The organism is Pseudomonas sp. 5P_5.1_Bac1 (genome assembly GCF_025466015.1).
Classification (GTDB): domain Bacteria; phylum Pseudomonadota; class Gammaproteobacteria; order Pseudomonadales; family Pseudomonadaceae; genus Aquipseudomonas.
In genome coordinates, this window is the sequence record NZ_JANLNX010000111.1 from 19,210 (window position 1) to 39,982 (window position 20,773).

A 20,773-nucleotide genomic window follows, 5' to 3' on the forward strand; every position below is an offset into this window, starting at 1 on the left:
AATTGCGTAACGCCATGGACCTTCTCAGCCACTTTCTGTCGATGTTGACCGTCGAGTCGACCAGCATTTCAAGTTGGCACTTGTCGGAGCCTTGGGGCGTGGCTGTTCACGACTATCAGCCCGGCTTCTGCTTTATCGTCAACGAGGGGTCATTTGTGGTGCAGACCGCCGCCGGCCAGACGCTGCACCTCGCCCAGGGCGACACCCTGCTGGTGCCGCGCGGCGGCGAGTGCCGCCTGCTTTCGCGGCCGGGTGTCGCCACCACTGACCTGCATGAACTGAACTGGAGCGAGCCGCGTTCGCCCAGGCTGGACCGCAGCACACAGCCGGGCTCGGCGATTTCAGTGGTTCATGGCGGTGGCGGCGCGCTGTGCCGTCTGCTCGGTCTGGCGTTCAGCATTCACAGCGGGCAGGGAGGCTTCGTGCTGGCGGCTCTGCCGGACTTCATCGTGCTGCGCGACGCCGACAGCAGCATGCTGAGCCTGATGCGTCCGGCCATCGAGGCGCTGCTGGCGGACAACAAGAATGGCTATTACGCGGTAGCCAAGCACATGGCCGAGCTGATCGTGGTCGGACTGCTGCGCAGCTACATTCTCTCCGACAAAGGCTTTTCCCCCGGCTGGCTGAAGGGCCTGCAAGACCCGTACATCTGCAAAGCCATGCTGGCCATCCACGAGGCGCCGCAGCGCCAATGGAGCGTGCCGCTGCTGGCGGCGGTCGCCAACTTGTCACGCTCGACCTTCGCCGCGCGATTCTGCCGGGTGATCGGTCAATCGCCCATCGACTACCTCAGTGCCTGGCGCATCACCCTGGCCGCGCAGATGTTGCGCGACGGCAACGCGTCAGTGGCGCAGATAGCCGCCGCCGTGGGTTACCAATCGGACCGCGTGTTTCGCCAGGCCTTCCGTGAGCGCATGGCCATGTCGCCGCGTCACTATCGCAACCAGCAAGTTGACTGATGTGGCGTGCGCCCATCGCCGCCAAGCCCGTGCGCCGGCCCGGCGGCCGATGATATCCCTGTGGGAGCCGGCTTGCCGACGATGAGGCCAGTGAGCCGCTGAACCCTCCCAACGCTCCACCGGCTAACAACCATCTCAGCTATACAGCGCATTCAAAAAAACGTTGACCTTCTCCGAATCGTCCCGGTGGCGCAAAGACGCTGCGAACATCTCATAGTCGGCGAACGCCAGTCCGGGCAGGGCCTCGACCAGTTCTCCCGCCTTCAGGTCGGCTTCGATCAGGTAGTTCGGCAGCACCGCCAGTCCCGCCCCGGCCAACGCCAGCGCGCGTAACGATGTGGAGTCGCTGACGCTGATTCGCGGGTTGATTAGCAGGGTGGAGGACTGGCCCTGCCACGTTATCGGGAAGCTGATCCGTGGCGCATACACCCGCTGGGCCAGGCAGCTATGAGCAGCAAGGTCGTTCACGTCCAGCGGTTGACCGTGTTCGCGCAGGTACGCGGGGGATGCGCACAGCGTCAGGGTGAAGGTGTGGATCTTTTGGTAGCGAACGCCGGACTGCTCGGGCGTGCTCATGCGAATCGCCACGTCATATTCGCCGTCGAGCAAATCGACATAGCGGTCCGACAAATCGACCTCGAACCGCAAGCGCGGGTACTCGGCCGACAATCGGGCAATACGCGGCAGGACGAAGGCCCGGCCGAACGAGGTGGGCAGGGTGACCCGCAACACGCCTTCTGCCACCCGCAGGCCTTTTTGCAGGCGCGCATCGGCGTTTTCCAGGCCGGCCAGTATTTGCCGCAGTTCGCTGGCGTAGCTGATGCCGATGTCGGTCAGGGCAACCTTGCGGGTGGTTCGCAGCATGAGCTGGTGGCCGAGACGCGACTCCAGGTTGGTGAGGCGCCGGCTTACCGTTGACTGAGCGATACCCAGCTCCCGCGCCGCGGCGCTGAAGCTCTTGCTGTCGACCACGGCGAGGAAGGCTTCCACTTCGGCAAGGGAGGTTATTTTCATCGGTTTTTCGCATAAGTGAAATCGGATTTTTTCTATTCTAATGCGAAAAACGCAAGGATAGGATGAGCCGACCTGTAACGAAAAAGGCGCTCTCCATGTCATCTGTGATGCACGCGGTAATGAATCGGCGCTCCACCCGGGCCTTTCTCGATCGCCCGGTGGCTGAGGCGCTGCTGCGGGAAATCGTCGAAGGCGCTCGCCATTCGCCGTCGAGCGGCAACCTGCAACCATGGAAGCTGTATGTGCTGACGGGCGCGCACCTGCGCCGGCTGAAGGACGAAGTGGCCCAGACCTTGGCGCGGCACCCGTGCGGCGAGGGCATGGGTTACCCGATCTATCCCCAGGACCTCAAACCTCCGTACCAGGCGCGCCGGGCCAAATGTGGCGAAGACCTCTACGCGACCCTGAACGTCGCCCGCGAGGATCGTCAGGGCCGGCAGCAGCAGTTCGCCCGCAACTTTCGTTTTTTCGATGCGCCGGTGGGTCTGTTTCTTGCCGTCGATCGCAGCATGGGCCAAGGGCAGTGGGCGGACCTGGGGATGTTCTTGCAGAGCCTGATGTTGCTGGCCCATGAGCGAGGCCTGGCGACCTGCGCGCAAGCCTGCTGGACGCTGGTTCACCAGACCGTGGAGCGGCAGCTCGAACTGTCCGATGAGCTGATGCTGTTCTGCGGCCTGTCATTGGGCTACGCCGACCCCGAGCATCCGGTCAACAGCTTGCGCACCGACCGCGAGCCGCTCGCCGCAATCGCCGAGTTCCGCGGATTCGGCGCTTGAACCTTGTACGTTCTATTAATCGGAGAGGCTGATGAGACGGGTAGAAACCAACAATCTGGATTCGATCGACCACTACCGGCTGTTGCACGCCGCTGATCCGGTCGCGGCTGTGGGGGAAGTGCTGATTCGCGTTGCGGCGTGCGGCGTGGGCTATGTCGATGCGCTGGAATCCCTTGGCCGTTACCAGGTCAGGCCACCATTGCCCCACGTGCCCGGCCAGGAAATCAGTGGCTGGATTGAAGCTGTGGGGGCGGGCGTAGAAGGGCTGGCCGTGGGCGACCGGGTGATTACCCAGACCCACGGCGGCTTCGCCGAGTTGGCCGTGGCCGCAGCGGAGACGCTGGTAAAGATCCCGGACGGGATGGACTTCATTCAGGCGGCTGGCTTCAAGATCAACTACCTGACGGCCTACCACGGGCTGCACGACCGGGCAGCGCTGCAACCTGGCGAAACCCTGCTGGTCACTGGCGCCGCCGGCGGTGTCGGCAGCGCTGCGGTGCAGATCGGCAAATGCCTGGGCGCCACGGTGATCGGCGTAGCGTCGACGGCGGAAAAACGCGCGTTCGTGCAGGCGCTGGGCGCAGACCATGTGATCGATGCCAGTGCGGAGAGCTTCCGTGAAGTGGTCAAGGAGTTGTGCGGTCAGAAGGGGCCTGATGTGGTCTTCGATCCGGTGTGCGGGCCGCTGTTCGAGCCGGCGTTTCGCTCGATGACCTGGGGTGGCCGGCATCTGGTGGTGGGCTTCGCGGGTGGGCCGATTCCGGCGCTGCGGGCGAATCTGCCGCTGCTCAAGGGAGCGTCACTGGTGGGGGTGGATGTGCGCCAGTTCCAGATTTATGAGGCCGGGAAGGGCGCGGCGCATTTGCGCGAGTTGCTGGGCTGGGTCGCACAAGGACGACTGGCGCCGCCGATCGGTAAGGTGTTCGCGTTCGACGCGTTTGCCCAGGCGCTGGAGTACGCGCTGTCGGGGCAAGGGCTGGGCAAGACGGTGATTCGAGTGTCCGAGGGCTGATCGCTCGGGTTTTCCGACAGGCAAGGGCGTTCATCGCGAACGCCCTTGTTTTACGTAGCGCGACTCAGCCCTTCCAGCGCCGTAGCAGCTCCTCCAGCGATGCACCATAAGCCGGTCGCGGGATGCCCGGCGCAGTCCGCGAGAAGCGCGGCGCCGGCGCGGGTTGGGTCACGCCGTCGAGGCTGATGAAGGTTTCCCTGGCCCGGTTGTGCGCGTGCTCCGGCGCTTCATCCCAATCCAGCACGGGCGCGAAGCAGGCATCGCTGCCTTCGAGCAGCACGCACCATTCATCCCGCGTGCGGGTCGCGATGATTCCCGCCAGCGCCTGCTTCTGCGAGGGCCAGAGCGCCTGGTTCATCTGCTCGTCGAACAAACTGCCGTCCAGCCCGCAGCGCTCGCGCAAGAGTTGATAGAACTGCGGTTCGATGGCACCCAGGGCGACGAAACGGCCATCGGCGCAGCGATAGGTATCGTAGAAAGGTGCCGCGCCATCGAGCAGGTTGGCGCCGCGCTCGGTGCGCCAGTGTCCGGTCGCCCTGAGCCCGTGGATGAAACTCGACAAAAGTGCGGTGCCGTCGGTCATGGCGGCATCGATGACCTGGCCCGCGCCGGACTGCGCGGCCTCGTGCAGCGCCGCCAGCACACCCACCAGCAACAACATCCCGCCGCCGCCAAAATCGCCGATGAAGTTCACCGGGGGCGGCGGCGTTTCGCCCGGACGACCAATCCCGTGCAAGGCGCCGGTGAGGGCGATGTAATTGAGGTCGTGGCCGGCCGTTTGCGCCAGCGGTCCGTACTGGCCCCAGCCGGTCATGCGCCCGTAGATCAGCCGTGGATTGATGGCGTGGCAGTCGGCCGGGCCGAGGCCGTTCTTCTCCATGACCCCGGGCCGGAAGCCCTCGATCAGGATGTCGGCCTTCGCCACCAGGGCCAGGACGGCGGCTTGCCCTGGCTCGCCGCGGATGTCGATTTCCACGGTCGGCCGGTTGCGGCTGAGCACATCGGCCGGGTCCACGCCCGTGCCGGGGCGCACGATGCGCACCACGTCCGCGCCGAGATCGGCCAGCACCATGGCGCAGAAGGGAGCGGGTCCGATACCGGACAATTCGACGACTTTGATGCCTTGCAGTGGTCCCATGTCAGTTCCTTGAAAGGGGCGATGCTCAGCCAAGCACGGCGCGAGCGATGATTTCTTTCATGATTTCCGAGCTGCCGGCGAAGATCCGCGACACCCGGGCGTCCTGGAAGCGTTGGCAGATCTCGTATTCCTGCATGTAGCCGGCGCCACCGTGCAGTTGCACGCCGGCATCCATGATCCGGGATTCCAGTTCGCTGCTGATCAGTTTGGCCTTGGCCGCCGACGGCACGCTGAGGGCGCTGTCATTGTGCAGAGTGACGCAATGGTCGATATACACCTGGGCCATTTCCAGCTCCGCCGCCAGTTCCGCCAGTACGAAGCGGGTGTTCTGGAAGTCGGCGATGGTCTTGCCGAACGCCTTGCGTTCCAGCACGTAATCACGGGTCAGGTCGAAACCGCACTGGGCATTGGCCAGCGAACCGACGGCGCAGATCAGGCGTTCTTCCACCAGCGAGGTCTTCAGGTAGCTCAGCCCCTGTCCGGCATCGCCCAGCACATTGGCCTTGGGGACGCGCACGTCGTTGAAGAACAGCTCGGCGGTGTCCTGGGCATGCAGGCCCATCTTGGCCAACTTGCGGCCGCGCTCGAATCTCGGCATGCCGCGCTCCACGAGGAACAGGCCGATCCGGCGCGGGTTGTCCGGGTCGGTCCTGGCCGCGACCAGCACGACGTCGGCGTTGATGCCGTTGGAGATGTAGGTTTTGGCGCCATTGAGCACCCAGTGATCGCCCTGCTCCTGGGCGCGGGTCTTGATGCCGGCGAGGTCGCTGCCGGCATCGGGCTCGGTCATGGCGATCGCCAGGATGCTGTCGCCCGTTGCGCAGGCGGGCAGGTAGCGGGCCCGCTGCGCCGGGCTGCCGAAGTGCTGGAGATAGGGCGCGACCAGGCGGCTGTGCAGGGTGTGATAGAAGCCCACCTCGCCGAAGCGGTTGTCTTCCTCGATCATGATCTGCTGATAGCGGAAGTCCCACAGGCCAAGGCCGCCGTGCTCTTCGTCGGCCCACACCAGCAGGTAGCCGAGGTCGCCCATCTTCCTGAACATTTCCCGCGGGACGATGCCCGCTTCGCGCCAGGCCTGTTTGTGTGGCTGCACTTCTTTTTGCAGGAAAGCCCGATAGCTTTCGCGGAAAATCTCATGTTCTGTGCTGAAGCCGGGACGTTGCATTAAGCCTCCTGAGCGGGGCGCGAGAGGCGCCCCGCGCTGTTCACCAGAGTTTCCAGGAATAGACGATGTTGACCCGCAGGTCGTTGTTGTCGCGGAAGGTCGCCGCCTGGGTAAAGTCGTTGCGATACCAGGCGTGGCGGACCTTGACGCCCAGGCCCTGCAACGGCCCGGACTGGATGACGTACGCCACCTGGGCCTGGCTTTCGCGTTCGTAAAGACCGCTGCCGCCCATGCGCTCCGGCAGTTCGATGTTGTCGCCACGCATGTGCCAGAGCATAGCCGTCAGCCCCGGGATGCCCTGGACCGCGAAGTTGTAGTCCCAGCGCACCTGCCAGGTGCGCTCCTTGGCATTGAGGAAGTCGGTGGCGATCGCCCCTTCGACGGTCGGCGACGGCTCGCTGCGGCCCATGTACGGCTGGGCGGTGTCGCCGAACAGCGCCATGTAGCCGGTGCTGAACGTGTGCCCACCGAGGGCGTAGCGGAAGACCACGCCCAGGTTGTCATTGTCGACATTGCCCGCGGCGGCGGAGCCGTCTTCGCCGGACCTCACCCAGCGGAAATCGGTTTTCAGGCTGCCCGGTCCCAGCGGCAGGTCGTGCACCAGCCACAGGTAGTCCTGGCGATAAATGTCGTTCAGCGTGGCGTGGTAGTAGCTCGCGGTGAGGTTGGGCGCGACCTTGTATTTGGCCCCGACATAGCTGAACCCGCTGGAGTCGACATCCAGGAAGCGGCCGTTCTGCGCGGTCACGCGGATGTTTTCGTAGTTGCTCGAATCGCGGAATTTGATGCGGTCGAGGTAACCGCCCATGAGCGTCAGGCGGTCGAAATCGTCCGACTGGAACGTCGTGCCCTGGAAGGTCTGCGGGAGCAGGCGGCCGGGGCTGGAAAAGGCGATGGGCAGGGTCAGCACCATCCTGCCGGTATTCAATTTGGACTGGGCGAAGCGCACTTTGGCGACACCGCCGAAGGTGCTGAAGCTGTCCTCGGCGCGGCCCTGGGAGTCGAGTGGCAGCAACTGGGTGCCGGCGCGGCTGCGGGAGGAGTCCAGTTTGAGGCCGGTCATGCTGGTCAGGTCCAGGCCGAATCCGACCGGCCCTTCGGTGTAGCCGGACTTGAAATCCAGCGTCACGCCCTGCGCCCATTCCCGCAGTTCACGTTTCAGCGCGGGGTTCGCGGGGTCTTTGTAGTCGCGGTCGAAGTAATAGTTGTGCAGTAGCACGGAGGCGCTGCTGTCGGTGATGAAGCTGGTCTGCGCCTGTGCCGTGAAAGACATCGGCAAAGAGCAGGCGAGCAGGGTTGCGGTGCGCAAATTCATGGCGGCTCCGGTTCTTGTTCTTGTAGGGAGTGGTGGCGGCCTCGCGGCCGCGGGTGGGGCTCAGTCCTTCTGCGCGCTCATCATCTGGCCGAAAGGGCGGCGGGCGAAAAGGAAGCCGAGCAGGGCGCCGGGGCCGATGATCGCCGCCATGGTGGCGAGCGCCGAGGCGATGGCGGTCGGCCCGCTGAATACCCGGTCGGCCAGCACGCCGCTGAGGAACGGGCCGACGGTGTAGCCGAAGAGGTTGATGACCAGCAGGTTAACCGCCACGGTGCGTGCCCGCAGGCGGGAAGGACTGATCATCTGCATGCCCAGGCACGTCATGACCGAGATGCTCGGCAGAAACATCATGCACACCGCGAACGCGGCGACCAGCAGCCAGTAATCGCCCACCAGCAAACCGGCGATGATCGCGGGCACCGGGATGGCCACCGCCACCATCAGAATCAGCGCGATGCCGTCCGCACGCCCGGCCTTCTGCAGCCGGCTTGCCAGCCAGGGCAGGCACAGCGTGCCGAGCACCGAGGTCGGCAGGCCCACCGAGCCGAACACGAAGCTGGCCTGGGCGGCGCTCAGGTCGTGAAGGCGGATCAACAGGGTCGGCGCCCAGGAAATCACCCCCAGGGTCAGCGATGAAATCAGCCCGGTGGCGATGAAGAAGGGGATGAACATGGCCTTGTTGCCGACCAGGAACGGCAGCAGTGCGTCGATGCCTGCGCCTGTCGTGGACGAGGGTGTTTCGACCCGCGCCGGCTCGCGGACGGTCAGGGCGAACACCACCATCATCAGCAGGCCCGGCAGGCTCACGGCGAGCAGGGTGAAGCGCCAGGGTTCCATGCCGGGAATCAACTGTTGCCCGCCGGCGAACTGGTACACGGCGCCGCCAATGATGAACGCGCCCGTCGCCATGATGTTGCCGGTGGCCATGTAGAAACTGGTAGGCAGCGCGCGCTCCTTGCGCTGGAACATGTCGCCGATCAGCGACATCGCCGCCGGGGTCAGCACGGCTTCGCCGATGGCAACGCCGGCGCGGCAGATGATCAGGGTGGTGAAGTCGACGGTGAAGGCGGACGCCGCGGTCATCAACGACCACAGCAGCACGCCGGCGAGGATCACCCGCGTGCGGTTGCCCTTGTCGATCAGGTAGGCCACCGGAATCCCGGCGATGGAATACAGCACGGCGAAGCCCGCGCCCAGCAGCAGGCCCATCTGCGTGTTGGACAGTTCCAGGCTCTGGGTGACCGGCTGGGCGACGGCGGAAAGGATGAAGCGGTCGACCATCGAAATCGCGTAGAAGATGATCAGGCAGCCCACGGCGGTCCAGCGTCCGGGGTGGATCTTGCTTTCGGTGTAGGGGAGGGTGGTGCTTTGCTCGTTCATTGCTCAATCCCGTTAATTATTGTTGTTGGATCTGTCAGATGACCGACGGCGGCCCTGACGACCGGACTGCAATCGCAAGCCTGCTGCACGTGGCGCGGGATAGCGGCTTTCGGGATCAGTCTATGGGGCGGGGGGAGGGGAAAAATCGTCACAAAAGACGATTTTTCCCCAAAGCTACGACACCAGTCCCATCTTCCTCGCCACCGCCAGCGCCTGGTTGCGGCTGCCGGTCGAAAGCTTGGCGTTGATGTTGCGCAGGTGGGTGCGCACGGTGCTCAGCGACACGTGCATGCGCCCGGCCAGGTCGAGGTTGGAGCAGCCGTCGGTGAGCAGTACCAGGACTTCGATTTCCTTGCGCGTCAGCGGCTCGGGCAATGGCGCGGCGGGGGCGGGTCTGGCCGGCTCGGCGGGCAGCGCCGGGCCGAAACCGATCAGCAGCGAGCGCAGATAATCCAGCAGCAGTGGCGTGCGTGACGTGCGCGTTTCGTATGACTGCTTGAACTCCAGCACCACCTGGCCGAGCGCCGCCCCTTCATCGAGCACGGTGCGCACATAACCTTCGCGCGCGGCGAATGTCAGCGCCTCTTCCAGCGTTTTGTGCGCGGCGAGCAGGTTGTCGCAGCGCTGCAGCGCCAGCACCTGCAACAACTGCAGCACCAGCGCACGGTGGCGGCGGCCCGAGGCATGGGCGTCTTCCAGATCGACAGCCAGTTGCCGGAGCGCCGCGACCGGGTCGCCAAAATGAATGTCCCAGCGCAGCCGCGCCAGGCGCAGGTAATGACTGTCATGGGCGAGCAGCCGCTGGCGACATTCCCGCGCCCAGATCACCGGGTCATCGGCCCGGCTCAATTCATCCCGCGCCGCCTCGCCTTCGCCCTGGATCAGCAGGATCTTCGCCCGCTCCAGTTGGGCGGCGGCCACTGCACGGGGCAGGCTGCGACGGTGGCCTAGGTATTCGAGTTCGGTCAGCGCATGCAGCGCGGTTTCCAGGTCGTTCTCGTTGAACGCCAGCCGGCATTTGAGCAGGTAGATCAGGATCAGGTGGTCGGGAATGCCGACCTCACGGGCCAGCGGCAGGTAGACGTTAATCAGGTGGCGCGTCTGGACGAGGTCGTTGGCTTCGTACACCGTCGCCGTGTGCAGCACGCCGGCCCAGGCGTTGCCGTGGACGTGTCGATGATTGCTGGCCTGGGTGACATCGATGGCCAGGCGGAAACGCGCGGAGGCGTGACGCAGGCGACCATGCAAGAGGTCGATCAGGCCCTCGGTGGTCTCCGAGTACATCCGGTTGAAGTGGCTTTCACCGCCGTGCAGGCGGCGCGCGGCATCGACCATGCGTTGGGCATCGCGGGTGTCGCCGATGATCAGGGTCTGGTGGGCGATGGCATTGAGCAGGGTGGCGCTGGCGAAGGTATGCCTGGCGTCGAGGTTGTTCAGTGCGCGCATGCCGACCGTCACCGCTTCTTCGCAGTGGTCACGCATGCCCAGCAGGGTCGGGTAGAGCGCGGCGCCGTGATTGCGCACGTGCGGGTCCGGGCTGTTGCGCCAGTCGAGCCGCTCCAGTTCCTGCCAGGCCAGGTGCGCGCCCTCGGTCAGGGCCAGGGCCCACAACGACATCACCTGCAACCGCGGTCGGGCGGCCACCAGGTCTTCGGGAATGGCGGTGAACCAGCGGCGCAGCAAGCGCATCCGGCCTTGTTCCAGCAACGACTCGATGTGGTGTTCGAGCAGCAGCAGGGCCTGGTTGTACTGCTGGCCGAGCACGGCGTGATCAATGGCCTGCACCGCCTGGCCTTGGCTGTCGAACCAGCGCGAGGCCGCAAGGTGCAGGCACGCGTTCTCGCCGGGGCTTTCGCGGTCGAGTCGATCACGGAGAAATTCAGCGAACAGGCCATGAAAACGCCAGAGCCCGTGTTTCGTTTCAACCGGTACGGCCAAGCCCTGGGCTTGCAGGTGCTCGATCATTGGCTGTCCGTCGACGCCCGGGTTCAAGGCCTCGCACAGTGCGGGATTGAAGTACCTCAGCACGCTCATGCGCAGCAGCACCTGGCGCACGCTCGGCGATTGTTCCGCCAGCACCACTTCGCTCAGGTATTGGGCCACGGTGCTGGTGGAGCCGGAGAAGCGGGCGATGAATTCCAGCCGCGACTCGCTGCGCTTGAGCGCAATGGACGCCAGCCACAACGCCGCGGCCCAGCCCTCGGTCTTGCCGTGCAGGTGCTCGACATCGGCGCGGGAGAGGGACGCGGCGCCGAGCTGGCCAGCGAGCAGGGCCTGGCTCTCTTCCCTGTCGAAGCGCAGCTCGCTGGCGCCGATTTCCGTCAGCCGGCCGCTGGCCCTCAGCCGCGCCAGCCCCAGCGCCGGGGTCAGCCGGGTGGTGGCGATCAGGTAGGCGCGATGGGGCAGGTGCAGGGCCAGCTCCTGGAGCAGGGCGAGGACCGAGGGTTCCTGGATGGTTTCCAGTTCATCGATGAAGAGCGCGTACGAGGCCGTGGGCATCGTCATGCAGGTGATGGCGTCGCAGCCGGGCCGGGCGATGCCGAGATGGCGGGTGACCCGGTCAAGGCTGGCGAGCAAGCGGGGCAGGTCGTTGTCTGCCGCGTGGGTGTTGAGCCAGGCCGTGGCGATGCCGGCCTGGTTCAAGTGCGCGCAGGCCTGGGCCATCAGCGTCGATTTGCCGAAGCCGGCCGGTGCGCTCAAAAGGGTGAGCGTGCCGCCCGCGCGGGCGATCACCGGCAGCAGTCGAACCCGTTCGATCTGCTGCGACAGTGGCACAGGTCCTGTGAATCTCGCGTCAGGGGATCCAGGCACGTTGAGCATGATGCGACACCCTCCTTCCTTCGCCACTACCGACAGTTGCGATGCGTATATTGGCTCAGCGCGGCGCGAATCCGCTGGTCAGCAGATCGACCATTTGCGCGGCCACCTCTTCTTTCGTTTGCTTGCCATCCGGGGAAAACCAGCGCGCGGGCCAGTTGAGCGCGCCCGCCAGGGTAAAGGCCAGCAGCCGCGCGTCGCAGGGCGCGACGGAGCCGTCGGCGATGGCTTCCTCGATCAGCCCGCGCATGGCCCGGTCGATGTCACTTTTCAGCGCGCGGAAGCGGGTCCGGCCTTCCTCGGACAAGGCTTCGTCGCCGGTGCGGATCACGCAGCGGCCGAAGTCGTCCATGTTGATTTCCGCGTAGCGACGCAGGTAGCTGCGCAACCGGTCAATCCCCGTGCCGGGCTCCTGGCGTGCGGTGTCGGCGGCGTCGATCAGTTGTTCCAGGCCGTGGATGACGCACTGCAGCAGCACCTGCTCCTTGTTGCCCAGGTAGTGATAGATCGTCGGTTTGGAGATGCCCAGGCTAACGGCCACATCGTCGAGCAGCGTGGCGTGGAACCCGCGCTCGTTGAAGATCCGCACCGCCGCGCGGAGCACGGCCTGGCGCTTGGCTTCACGCTCTTGTTGCTTCTGCGTCGCGCTGGCGAAAGGGGAGGTTTCGGTCACGTCGTTCGTTCCATTTGTCGGGTGTGGGGTGAGCGTCTGGTGGAGGCCCGCTTTCCACTTTCAGGGATTTTCGACCTTGACAGGCCAGTGATCGGAATTCTAGCCTACTGGCGAGTAGATATTCTACCGCTGCGTTAAATCGACGGGTTTTCCTGCTCGCAGCAGAGCTCGCTGTCCCAACAAGAACAAGCAAGAGGATGTGCTCGATGAAGATTCAAGGTGTGGCTGCAGTAGTAACCGGCGGCGCGTCCGGACTGGGTGGCGCGGTGGCCTCGCGGCTGGCGGCGGCCGGCGCCAGGGTGGCGATTCTCGACCTCAACCAGGCACTGGGCGAAGCCCACGCCGCGGCGCTCGGCGGCCTGTTCATCAAGGCCGATGTGACGGATGAAGCCGGCATCGCGCATGCCCTCGAAACCGCGGAAGGGGTGCACGGCAAGGCCCGTATCCTGGTCAACTGCGCCGGCATCGGTCCGCCCGGCAAGGCGCTTTCTCGCGACGGCACGGCGCTGCCGCTGGCCGACTTCGCGCGGATCGTGAACATCAACCTCAACGGTAGTTTCAACGTGCTGTCGAAGTTCGCCGAGCGCCTGCACCTCGCCGAGGCCGAGGGTGAAGAGCGTGGCGTCATCATCAACACCGCGAGCGTCGCCGCCTTCGACGGGCAAATCGGCCAGCCGGCCTACGCTGCGTCCAAGGCCGGGATTGTCGGCATGACCCTGCCGCTGGCGCGGGAGTTCGCCCGCTACGGCATCCGCGTGATGACCATCGCACCGGGGATTTTCCTCACCCCGTTGCTGGCGTCGCTGCCCCAGGACGTGCAGGACTCCCTCGGTCAGCAGGTGCCGTTCCCGAGCCGTCTCGGCCAGCCGGACGAGTTCGCCTTGCTGGTCCAGTCGATTGTCGAAAACCCCATGCTCAACGGCGAAGTCATTCGCCTGGACGGCGCGATCAGGATGGCCGCCCGATGAGCTTCCACGATCAGCAACAGGCCACGGAGATTGCCGACAGGGTCGAGCGCTTCGTCCGCGACGTCGTGATCCCTTACGAGCGCGACAACCGCCGCGATCACCACGACTGCCCCACGGACGCACTGGTGCTGGAACTGCGGGAACGGGCCCGCGAGGCCGGAGTGCTGACCCCGCACATCCTTGCCGATGGCAGCCACCTGAGCCAGCAAGGCACGGCGCTGGTGCTGGCGAAGACCGGGCTGTCGCCCCTCGGGCCGCTGGCCTGTAATACCTGCGCGCCAGACGAAGGCAACATGTACCTGCTGGGCAAAGTCGGCAGCCCGTTTATCAAGGCGCGTTTTCTCGAACCCCTGGTTCAGGGCACCGCGCGTTCCGCCTTTTTCATGACCGAACCCGCCGAGGACGGCGGTGCCGGCTCCGATCCGTCGATGATGCAGACCACCTGCCGCCGCGACGGTGACCACTGGCTGATCAACGGCCGCAAGGCGTTCATCACCGGCGCCGAGGGCGCGCAGATCGGCATCGTCATGGCCAAGGCCGAGGAAGGCGCGTGCATGTTTCTCGTCGCGCTGCCGGACCCGGGCATCCGCATCGAACGCATTCCGCGCACCATCGACAGTTCCATGCCCGGTGGCCACGCCATCGTCGCGCTGGACAACCTGCGGGTGCCCGCCGAGCAGATGCTCGGCGAGGCCGGCGAAGGCTTTCGTTATGCGCAGATCCGCCTCGCGCCGGCGCGGCTATCGCATTGCATGCGCTGGTACGGCGCCTGCCTGCGGGCCAACGAAATCGCCACCGATTACGCCAACAAGCGCATGGCGTTCGGCAAGTTGCTGATCGACCACGAAGGCACCGGTTTCAGCCTGGCCGAGAACCTGATCGACCTGAAACAGGTGGAACTGCTCATCAACTGGTGCGCCAGCGTGCTGGACACGGGTGCGGCGGGCGGCACCGAAAGCTCGATGGCCAAGGTCGCCGTCAGCGAAACCCTGATGCGCGTCGCCGATCGCTGTGTGCAGGTCATGGGCGGCAGCGGCCTCACCGAGGACTCGATCGTCGAACAGGTATTCCGCGAGATCCGCGCGTTTCGCATCTACGACGGCCCCACGGAAGTGCACAAGTGGTCGCTGGCGAAAACCATCAAGCGTGAATGGGCGAGGGCACGGCAATGAGTGCAGTGGAGCAAAAGGCCAATGCCGGCGCGGGTGAGGTGCGCCCCGATATGGCGTTCGATGAGCGTGTTCTGGCCCAGTGGCTACGGTCCAATGTGGACGGTTTCGCCGGTCCGATGACCGTGCTGCAGTTCAGGGGCGGGCAGTCGATTCCCACCTACCAGATCACTACGCCCACCAGCAGCTACGTGCTGCGGCGCAAGCCCGCCGGGGTCCTGCTCAAAGGCGCCCACTCGGTCGAGCGCGAGGCGCGGGTCCAGCAGGCGCTGGGCGGCGTGGGGTTCTGCGTGCCGAAGATTTTCGCGGTGTGCACCGACGAGACGGTGGTGGGCACGCCCTTCTATGTGATGGAGCGCGTCGAAGGGCGGATTTTCTGGGACGCCACCTTTCCCGAGGTCAGCCCGGAGCAGCGCCCGCAGTATTTCGACGCGATGAACCAGACCCTGGCGGCCTTGCACAGCATCGAGCCTGACGCGGTCGGGCTGGGGGATTTCGGCAAGTCGGGCAATTATTTCGCGCGGCAGATCAGCCGCTGGACCTCCCAATACCTGGCGGACGAAGCCGCGGGCCGCGATCCGGACATGGACCTGCTGGTGGAATGGCTGCCGGGGATGATCCCGCCCGGCGACGAGACCCGGATCGTGCATGGCGACTTCCGCTGCGACAACATGATCTTTCACCCGCGCGAGCCGAAAGTCCTGGCGGTACTGGACTGGGAACTGTCGACCCTCGGCCATCCGCTGGCCGACTTCGCCAACCACGCCATGATGTACCAGATGCCGCCCGACATCGTTGCCGGCCTGGCCGGCGCCGACCTGCGGCGGCTGAACATTCCCGCGCAATCCGAGTACGTCGAGCGCTATTGCGAACGCACCGGTCGCGCGTCCATTCCGGCCTGGGAGTTCTATATCGCCTTCAACCTGTTCCGCATGGCGGCGATTTTCCATGGCATCAAAGGACGGGTGATTCGCGGCACCGCCGCCTCGGCCCACGCCCGTGAGCGGGCCAGGAGCTTTCCCGTGCTGGCCGGGCTGGCACGTCGTGCGCTGGAGGAATGCCGATGAACGATTCAGTGCTGCTCGATATCCACGAAGGTGTCGCCACCCTCACCCTGAACCGTCCTGAACAGGGCAACGCCATTGACCTGCCGATGGCCCAGGCACTGCTTCGCGCGGCCATCGTCTGTGACCAGACGCCGGACCTGAAGTGCGTCGTGCTGACCGGCAGCGGCAAACTGTTTTGCGCCGGCGGTGACCTGCAAGCCTTCACCGAGGCGGGCGACGGGATTTCCGGTTTTCTCAGCGAGTTGGCGGGCACCCTGCACCTGGCGATCTCGCGCCTGATGCGTATGAACAAACCGTTGCTGACGCTGGTGAACGGTGCGGCGGCAGGCGCTGGCCTGAGCCTGGCGCTGATCGGCGACATCGTTCTCGCGGAGCCCGCCGCCTCCTTCACGCCGGCTTACGGTGCCATTGGCCTGAGCCCGGATGGCGGGCTGAGCTGGATACTGCCGCGCTTGACCGGCTTGCGCCGGGCGCAGGAACTGATCCTGCTCAACCAGCGCCTGAGCGCGGCGCAGGCGCACGGGCTGGGCCTGGTCTCGCGGGTGGTCGAGGCCGGCCAGTTGCAGGCCGAAGGGGCACGCGTCGTGGCAACCCTGGTCGCGATGAACCCAGCGGCGCTCGGCAGCGTCAGGCGGCTGTTGCTGGAAAGCCACGGCACCCCGTTGGAAACGCAACTGGAAAACGAGGCCCGCAGCATCGCGGCCCTCGCCGCACAGCCTTGTGTCCGTGACAAAGTCGCTGCATTCGTTGCGCAGCGGCTCCCTAAAAACAAGAAGGAGTTGAGTCATGGCTGATGCCTACATTGTTGCAGCCGTTCGCACCGCGGGCGGGCGTCGTAACGGCAAACTGGCCGGCTGGCACCCGGCGGACATGGGCGCCGAAGTGCTCGACGCGCTGGTCGAGCGCTCGGGAATCGACCCGGCGGCCATCGACGACGTGATCCTCGGTTGCGTGACCCAGGCCGGTGAGCAGGCGTTCGCCTTCGCCCGCAACGTGGTGCTGGCTTCGCGGCTGCCGCAGAGCGTGCCGGCGGTCACCATTGATCGCCAGTGCGGCAGCTCACAGCAGGCGGTGCAGTTTGCGGCGCAAGCGGTCATGTCCGGGTTCCAGGATGTGGTCATCGCCGGCGGCGTGGAAAGCATGAGCCGGGTGCCGATGTTCTCCAACCTGTCCTTCCACGAAAAGGAAGGCATCGGCATCGGCCCGTTCAGCGCGCGGATCCAGGAGCGCTTCAAGGTCAGCAGCTTCAGCCAGTTCGCCGGTGCGCAAATGCTCGCGGAGAAGTACGGTCTCGACCGCCTGACCCTCGACCGCTTCGCGCTGGCCAGCCATCAGCGGGCGGCGCGGGCGACCCACAGCGGCGCGTTCCGCGATGAAATCATCGGCCTGGCGACCGCCGACGGCTTGCACCTGGTTGACGAAGGCATTCGCTTCGATGCGTCGCTGGAGGGCATCGGTTCGGTGAAGCCGTTGCAGGAAGGCGGCGTGGTCACGGCCGCCAACGCCAGCCAGGTGTGCGATGGCGCGTCCGCGGTGCTGGTGGTCAGCGAACGCGCCTTGAAAGCCCATGGCCTGACGCCCATTGCGCGGATCGTCGACATGACCGTCACCGCGGGCGACCCGGTGATCATGCTCGAAGAGCCGATTTTCGCCACGCGCAAGTCCCTGAAGAAAGCCGGCCTGAGCATCGCCGATATCGACCTCTATGAAGTCAACGAAGCCTTCGCCCCTGTTCCTCTGTCCTGGCTGGACGCGCTGGACGCCGACCCCGAGCGGTTGAATGTCAACGGTGGCGCCATTGCCCTCGGCCACCCGCTCGGTTCGTCCGGGACCAAACTGATGACCACCCTGATCCACGCCCTGAAAGCCCGCGGCAAGCGCTATGGCTTGCAAACCATGTGCGAGGGCGGCGGCATCGCCAACGTCACGATTCTGGAGGTGCTGTGAGATGAGCTTTCGTAACCGTGTGACCGAATTGCTCGGCATTCGCCACCCGATCGTGCAGGGCGGCATGATGTGGGTTGGCCGGGCCGAACTGGCCAGCGCCGTCTCCAACGCCGGCGGCCTGGGTACGCTGACCGCGCTGACCCAGCCGACCCCCGATGCGCTGCGGCGGGAAATCGACCGCTGCCGGAGCCTGACCGACAAACCGTTCGCGGTGAACCTGACGATCCTGCCGTCGGTCAACCCGCCGCCTTACGCCGAGTACCGCCAGGCGATCATCGATTCCGGCGTGCGCATTGTCGAAACCGCGGGCAACAAGCCGCAGGAACATGTCGAGGCGTTCAAGGCCCACGGCTTGACCGTGATCCACAAATGCACGGCGGTGCGCCATGCCGTGTCGGCGCAGCGCATGGGCGTCGACATCATTTCCATCGATGGCTTCGAGTGCGCGGGGCACCCCGGCGAGGATGACATTCCCGGTCTGGTGCTGATTCCCGCCACTGCCGACAAGGTGACCATCCCGATCATCGCCAGCGGCGGCATTGGCGACGGGCGCGGCCTGGCGGCGGCCATGGCCCTGGGCGCGGAAGGGGTGAACATGGGCACGCGTTTCTGCGCGACCCGTGAAGCGCCAATTCATGAGGCAATCAAGCGCTTTCTGGTGGAGAACGATGAGCGGGCCACCCACCTGATTTTTCGGCGGTTCCACAACACCGGGCGGGTCGCGCGCAACAGCGTGTCGGACGAGGTGGTGCGCCTGTCCCAGGCCGCCGAAGCCACGTTCGAGGACATCCGTGGCTATGTGTCCGGCGCCAAGGGCCGCGAGGCGCTGGAGACCGGTAATCTCGACGCCGGGCTGGTCTGGGCCGGACAGATCCAGGGGCTGATCCGTGACGTGCCCAGTTGCGAAGAACTGCTGGAGCGCATGATCCGTGACGCCCGCGACATCATCAATCGCCGTCTCGGCGGCATGCTGGCCTAGGTCGGGAGAGAGAACGATGGACTATCAATTCATCCGCGTGGTCCGCGAAGGGCACCTGACAATCGTCACCCTGCAGCGGCCGGATGCTTACAACGCCATGAACTACGCAGCCCATGAAGAGCTGCAGCGCGCCTTTGACGACTTCGCCAGCGACGACGAGCAGTGGCTGGCGATCCTCACCGGTAGCGGGAACAAGGCGTTCTGCGCCGGGCATGACCTCAAGCAGCAGGCCAACGACGCCAATCTCGGCACCCCGCCGGCGGGGTTCGGCGGGCTGACCGCGCGGTTCGACCTGCACAAACCGGTGATCGCCGCCGTCAACGGCGTGGCCATGGGCGGCGGCTTCGAGCTGGCGCTGGCCTGCGACATCATCGTCGCGTCGAGCAATGCCGCCTTCGCGCTTCCCGAAGCCAAGATTGGCCTGGCCGCGCTGGCCGGCGGCATGTTGCGGCTTCCCGCGCTGATCGGCCTCAAGCGCAGCATGGGCCTGCTGCTCACCGGGCGCCGCGTCAGCGCCAGCGAAGGCGTGCAGCTTGGCTTCGTCAACGAAGTGACGGAGGGTGACGTGATGGACCTCGCCCGGCGCTGGGCCGATGACATCCTCACCTGCAGCCCGCTGTCGGTCCGGGCGACCAAGCAAACGGTGATGCGCGGCCTGGATGTGTCGGTGGAGCAGGGCATGGGCGAACAATGGGACTACTCGCAGGTTCGCGCCATGCTTGCCTCGGCGGACGCCGTCGAGGGCCCGAAAGCCTTTGCCGAGAAACGCGCCCCGGTGTGGTCGGGACGTTGAATCCGCGGGCCGTACTTCCTGACAACGACAATAAGAGAAAAACGCCATGCACCCGTTGATTCACGCCCGCACCAACCCCGACAAGCCTGCCTGCGTCCTGGTTTCCAGCCAGGAGGTCCTGACCTACGGCGAACTTGATGCCCTGGCGAACCAGGCCGCGCACCTGTTTCGCAGCCTTGGCCTCACTCGCGGAGACACCGTGGCGGTGGTACTGGGCAACGATTTCGAGATTTTCGTGGTGGCCTGGGCCACTCAGCGCATCGGGCTTTATCTGACTGCGGTATCGACCAAGACCTCCGTGGGCGACCTGGCCTACGTGTTGGAAAACTCCGGTGCCAAGGCGCTGGTGGCCGGCCGCGCCTATGCCGACGTCGCCGAACAGGCGGCGAAGCAGATCGGCTCCCACAGCCTGCAGGTATTCAGCGCCGCCCCTGGCCGCCGTTCGTTGCGCGAAGCCTGCGAGGGCCTGCCGACCACTCTGGTCAGCGACCCCAGCCCGGGCTCCGACATGCTCTATTCGTCCGGCATGACCGGCCGCCCCAAGGGCGTCAAGCCGCAGTTGCCGGAAGGCTCGATCGAAGCGCCGATCCCGCTGATGCGCCTCGGCGGGGCGCTTTACGGGATGGATGGCGACAGCCGCTACCTGTCGACGTCACCGCTGTACCACGCCGCGCCGCTGCGTTGGGCGATGGTGATCCAGCGATTCGGCGGGACCGTGTTCATCATGGAGCGTTTCGACGCGGAGCAGTCACTGGCGTTGATCGAACAGGAGCGCATCACGCACTCGACCTTCGTGCCCACGCATTTCGTGCGCATGCTCAAGCTCGATCCAGCGGTTCGCCAACGCTATGACCACCGCTCGCTGCGCGCGGTGATCCATGCCGCGGCGCCGTGCCCGGTGCCGGTCAAGCACGCCATGATCGACTGGTGGGGGCCTGTTATCCACGAGTACTACTCGGGCACGGAAACCTGCGGGATTACCGCCCTGGATTCGGCGCAATGGTTGAGCAAGCCGGGTTCGGTGGGGCGCGCCGTGCTGGGGACCCTCAAGATCCTCGGCGCGGACGGCGAGGAGGTGCCGTCGGGCACCCAGGGCGATGTCTACTTCGCCGATGGCCCGCGCTTCGAGTACCACAACGACCCGGAAAAAACCCGCCAGGCGTACAACGCCAAAGGCTGGGCGACGCTGAACGACATCGGCTGGGTCGACGAGGACGGCTACCTGTTCCTGACCGATCGCAAGAGCTTCATGATCATTTCGGGCGGCGTGAACATCTACCCGCAAGAAATCGAAAACCTGCTCATCACCCACCCCGACGTCGAGGACGCGGCGGTGTTTGGCGCGCCTGACGCCGAAATGGGCGAGCGGGTGGTGGCGGTGGTACAGCCCCGGGCGGGTATCGCCGGGAGTGCCGAGTTCGCGGAAACGCTTCGCCGCTTCGTTCGCGAGGGCCTGGGTGGCGTCAAGTGCCCGCAGCAGTTCGATTTTCGCAGCGAGCTACCGCGTGAGCCTACGGGGAAGCTGATGAAGCGGTTGTTGAAAGCCGAGTATGAAGTGGCTTATCGGGGGGCTTAGGTGGGGCTGACTCACACATGACGGC

General features: G+C 65.5%; 18 protein-coding genes. 11 read left to right on the plus strand and 7 right to left on the minus strand.

Features of this window, described 5'->3' with window-relative positions:
• The first annotated feature begins 14 nt into the window (after positions 1–14).
• The gene (locus tag NTD82_RS26110) at positions 15–959 is read left to right on the plus strand and encodes an AraC family transcriptional regulator (RefSeq protein ID WP_262130821.1); all 945 of its coding nucleotides are present in this window, start codon (positions 15–17) and stop codon (positions 957–959) included.
• A gap of 135 nt (positions 960–1,094) precedes the next feature.
• Here NTD82_RS26110 and NTD82_RS26115 read toward each other — a convergent pair whose 3' ends face one another.
• Positions 1,095–1,973, minus strand: coding sequence for a LysR family transcriptional regulator (locus NTD82_RS26115; RefSeq protein WP_262130822.1), 879 nt, complete (start codon positions 1,971–1,973; stop codon positions 1,095–1,097).
• 95 nt (positions 1,974–2,068) lie between these two features.
• Between NTD82_RS26115 and NTD82_RS26120 the strand changes: the two genes are divergently transcribed.
• Complete coding sequence (locus NTD82_RS26120; RefSeq protein ID WP_262130823.1) at positions 2,069–2,749, plus strand: nitroreductase; 681 nt, start codon at positions 2,069–2,071, stop codon at positions 2,747–2,749.
• Between the two features lie 31 nt (positions 2,750–2,780).
• Positions 2,781–3,761: an NADPH:quinone oxidoreductase family protein gene (locus tag NTD82_RS26125; protein ID WP_262130824.1), complete on the plus strand. Its 981-nt coding sequence runs from the start codon at positions 2,781–2,783 to the stop codon at positions 3,759–3,761.
• A gap of 64 nt (positions 3,762–3,825) precedes the next feature.
• On the opposite strand, the gene NTD82_RS26130 is transcribed toward NTD82_RS26125, so the two are convergent.
• From NTD82_RS26130 to NTD82_RS26155, 6 genes are all read right to left on the minus strand, one after another.
• Positions 3,826–4,899 carry a CaiB/BaiF CoA transferase family protein gene (locus NTD82_RS26130; protein ID WP_262130825.1) on the minus strand — a complete coding sequence of 358 codons (1,074 nt, stop codon included), beginning with the start codon at positions 4,897–4,899 and terminating at the stop codon, positions 3,826–3,828.
• A 25-nt stretch (positions 4,900–4,924) separates the two neighbouring features.
• Positions 4,925–6,064: an acyl-CoA dehydrogenase family protein gene (locus tag NTD82_RS26135; protein ID WP_262130826.1), complete on the minus strand. Its 1,140-nt coding sequence runs from the start codon at positions 6,062–6,064 to the stop codon at positions 4,925–4,927.
• 40 nt (positions 6,065–6,104) lie between these two features.
• Entirely contained in the window at positions 6,105–7,379 is a 1,275-nt protein-coding gene (locus NTD82_RS26140) for an OprD family porin (RefSeq protein WP_262130828.1), read from the minus strand.
• A 60-nt stretch (positions 7,380–7,439) separates the two neighbouring features.
• The gene (locus tag NTD82_RS26145) at positions 7,440–8,759 is read right to left on the minus strand and encodes an MFS transporter (protein WP_262130829.1); all 1,320 of its coding nucleotides are present in this window, start codon (positions 8,757–8,759) and stop codon (positions 7,440–7,442) included.
• Between the two features lie 174 nt (positions 8,760–8,933).
• Positions 8,934–11,534 carry a LuxR C-terminal-related transcriptional regulator gene (locus tag NTD82_RS26150; RefSeq protein WP_262130830.1) on the minus strand — a complete coding sequence of 867 codons (2,601 nt, stop codon included), beginning with the start codon at positions 11,532–11,534 and terminating at the stop codon, positions 8,934–8,936.
• A gap of 100 nt (positions 11,535–11,634) precedes the next feature.
• Complete coding sequence (locus NTD82_RS26155) at positions 11,635–12,249, minus strand: TetR/AcrR family transcriptional regulator (RefSeq protein WP_218241295.1); 615 nt, start codon at positions 12,247–12,249, stop codon at positions 11,635–11,637.
• A gap of 206 nt (positions 12,250–12,455) precedes the next feature.
• Between NTD82_RS26155 and NTD82_RS26160 the strand changes: the two genes are divergently transcribed.
• The 8 genes from NTD82_RS26160 to NTD82_RS26195 are packed head-to-tail and all read left to right on the plus strand — an operon-like array spanning position 12,456 to position 20,748.
• Positions 12,456–13,217, plus strand: coding sequence for an SDR family NAD(P)-dependent oxidoreductase (locus NTD82_RS26160; RefSeq protein ID WP_095156629.1), 762 nt, complete (start codon positions 12,456–12,458; stop codon positions 13,215–13,217).
• Positions 13,214–14,389, plus strand: a complete 1,176-nt coding sequence (locus NTD82_RS26165) for an acyl-CoA dehydrogenase family protein (protein WP_262130831.1) — start codon at positions 13,214–13,216, stop codon at positions 14,387–14,389. Before NTD82_RS26160 ends, NTD82_RS26165 begins: the two co-directional genes overlap by 4 nt.
• The gene (locus tag NTD82_RS26170; protein ID WP_262130833.1) at positions 14,386–15,453 is read left to right on the plus strand and encodes a phosphotransferase; all 1,068 of its coding nucleotides are present in this window, start codon (positions 14,386–14,388) and stop codon (positions 15,451–15,453) included. Before NTD82_RS26165 ends, NTD82_RS26170 begins: the two co-directional genes overlap by 4 nt.
• Positions 15,450–16,247: an enoyl-CoA hydratase/isomerase family protein gene (locus NTD82_RS26175; protein WP_262130834.1), complete on the plus strand. Its 798-nt coding sequence runs from the start codon at positions 15,450–15,452 to the stop codon at positions 16,245–16,247. The genes NTD82_RS26170 and NTD82_RS26175 overlap by 4 nt, the downstream gene beginning before the upstream one ends.
• A complete protein-coding gene (locus tag NTD82_RS26180; RefSeq protein WP_262130835.1) occupies positions 16,240–17,400 on the plus strand; it encodes an acetyl-CoA C-acetyltransferase in 1,161 nt (386 codons plus the stop codon). The genes NTD82_RS26175 and NTD82_RS26180 overlap by 8 nt, the downstream gene beginning before the upstream one ends.
• A gap of 1 nt (position 17,401) precedes the next feature.
• On the plus strand, positions 17,402–18,379 hold the full coding sequence (locus NTD82_RS26185) for an NAD(P)H-dependent flavin oxidoreductase (RefSeq protein ID WP_262130836.1): 978 nt from the start codon (positions 17,402–17,404) through the stop codon (positions 18,377–18,379).
• Between the two features lie 16 nt (positions 18,380–18,395).
• On the plus strand, positions 18,396–19,172 hold the full coding sequence (locus NTD82_RS26190; RefSeq protein ID WP_262130837.1) for an enoyl-CoA hydratase-related protein: 777 nt from the start codon (positions 18,396–18,398) through the stop codon (positions 19,170–19,172).
• A gap of 46 nt (positions 19,173–19,218) precedes the next feature.
• On the plus strand, positions 19,219–20,748 hold the full coding sequence (locus NTD82_RS26195) for an acyl-CoA synthetase (RefSeq protein ID WP_262130838.1): 1,530 nt from the start codon (positions 19,219–19,221) through the stop codon (positions 20,746–20,748).
• Positions 20,749–20,773 lie beyond the last annotated feature (25 nt).

Excerpts from the sequence above, each read along its gene's own strand:
- NTD82_RS26175 (WP_262130834.1), top strand. The coding sequence starts at position 15,450 with ATGAACGATTCAGTGCTGCTCGATATCCACGAAGGTGTCGCCACCCTC.
- NTD82_RS26135 (WP_262130826.1), bottom strand. The coding sequence starts at position 6,064 with ATGCAACGTCCCGGCTTCAGCACAGAACATGAGATTTTCCGCGAAAGC.
- NTD82_RS26125 (WP_262130824.1), top strand. The coding sequence starts at position 2,781 with ATGAGACGGGTAGAAACCAACAATCTGGATTCGATCGACCACTACCGG.
- NTD82_RS26120 (WP_262130823.1), top strand. The coding sequence starts at position 2,069 with ATGTCATCTGTGATGCACGCGGTAATGAATCGGCGCTCCACCCGGGCC.
- NTD82_RS26115 (WP_262130822.1), bottom strand. The coding sequence starts at position 1,973 with ATGAAAATAACCTCCCTTGCCGAAGTGGAAGCCTTCCTCGCCGTGGTC.
- NTD82_RS26170 (WP_262130833.1), top strand. The coding sequence starts at position 14,386 with ATGAGTGCAGTGGAGCAAAAGGCCAATGCCGGCGCGGGTGAGGTGCGC.
- NTD82_RS26165 (WP_262130831.1), top strand. The coding sequence starts at position 13,214 with ATGAGCTTCCACGATCAGCAACAGGCCACGGAGATTGCCGACAGGGTC.
- NTD82_RS26180 (WP_262130835.1), top strand. The coding sequence starts at position 16,240 with ATGGCTGATGCCTACATTGTTGCAGCCGTTCGCACCGCGGGCGGGCGT.
- NTD82_RS26130 (WP_262130825.1), bottom strand. The coding sequence starts at position 4,899 with ATGGGACCACTGCAAGGCATCAAAGTCGTCGAATTGTCCGGTATCGGA.
- NTD82_RS26145 (WP_262130829.1), bottom strand. The coding sequence starts at position 8,759 with ATGAACGAGCAAAGCACCACCCTCCCCTACACCGAAAGCAAGATCCAC.
- NTD82_RS26140 (WP_262130828.1), bottom strand. The coding sequence starts at position 7,379 with ATGAATTTGCGCACCGCAACCCTGCTCGCCTGCTCTTTGCCGATGTCT.
- NTD82_RS26110 (WP_262130821.1), top strand. The coding sequence starts at position 15 with ATGGACCTTCTCAGCCACTTTCTGTCGATGTTGACCGTCGAGTCGACC.
- NTD82_RS26160 (WP_095156629.1), top strand. The coding sequence starts at position 12,456 with ATGAAGATTCAAGGTGTGGCTGCAGTAGTAACCGGCGGCGCGTCCGGA.
- NTD82_RS26185 (WP_262130836.1), top strand. The coding sequence starts at position 17,402 with ATGAGCTTTCGTAACCGTGTGACCGAATTGCTCGGCATTCGCCACCCG.
- NTD82_RS26195 (WP_262130838.1), top strand. The coding sequence starts at position 19,219 with ATGCACCCGTTGATTCACGCCCGCACCAACCCCGACAAGCCTGCCTGC.
- NTD82_RS26190 (WP_262130837.1), top strand. The coding sequence starts at position 18,396 with ATGGACTATCAATTCATCCGCGTGGTCCGCGAAGGGCACCTGACAATC.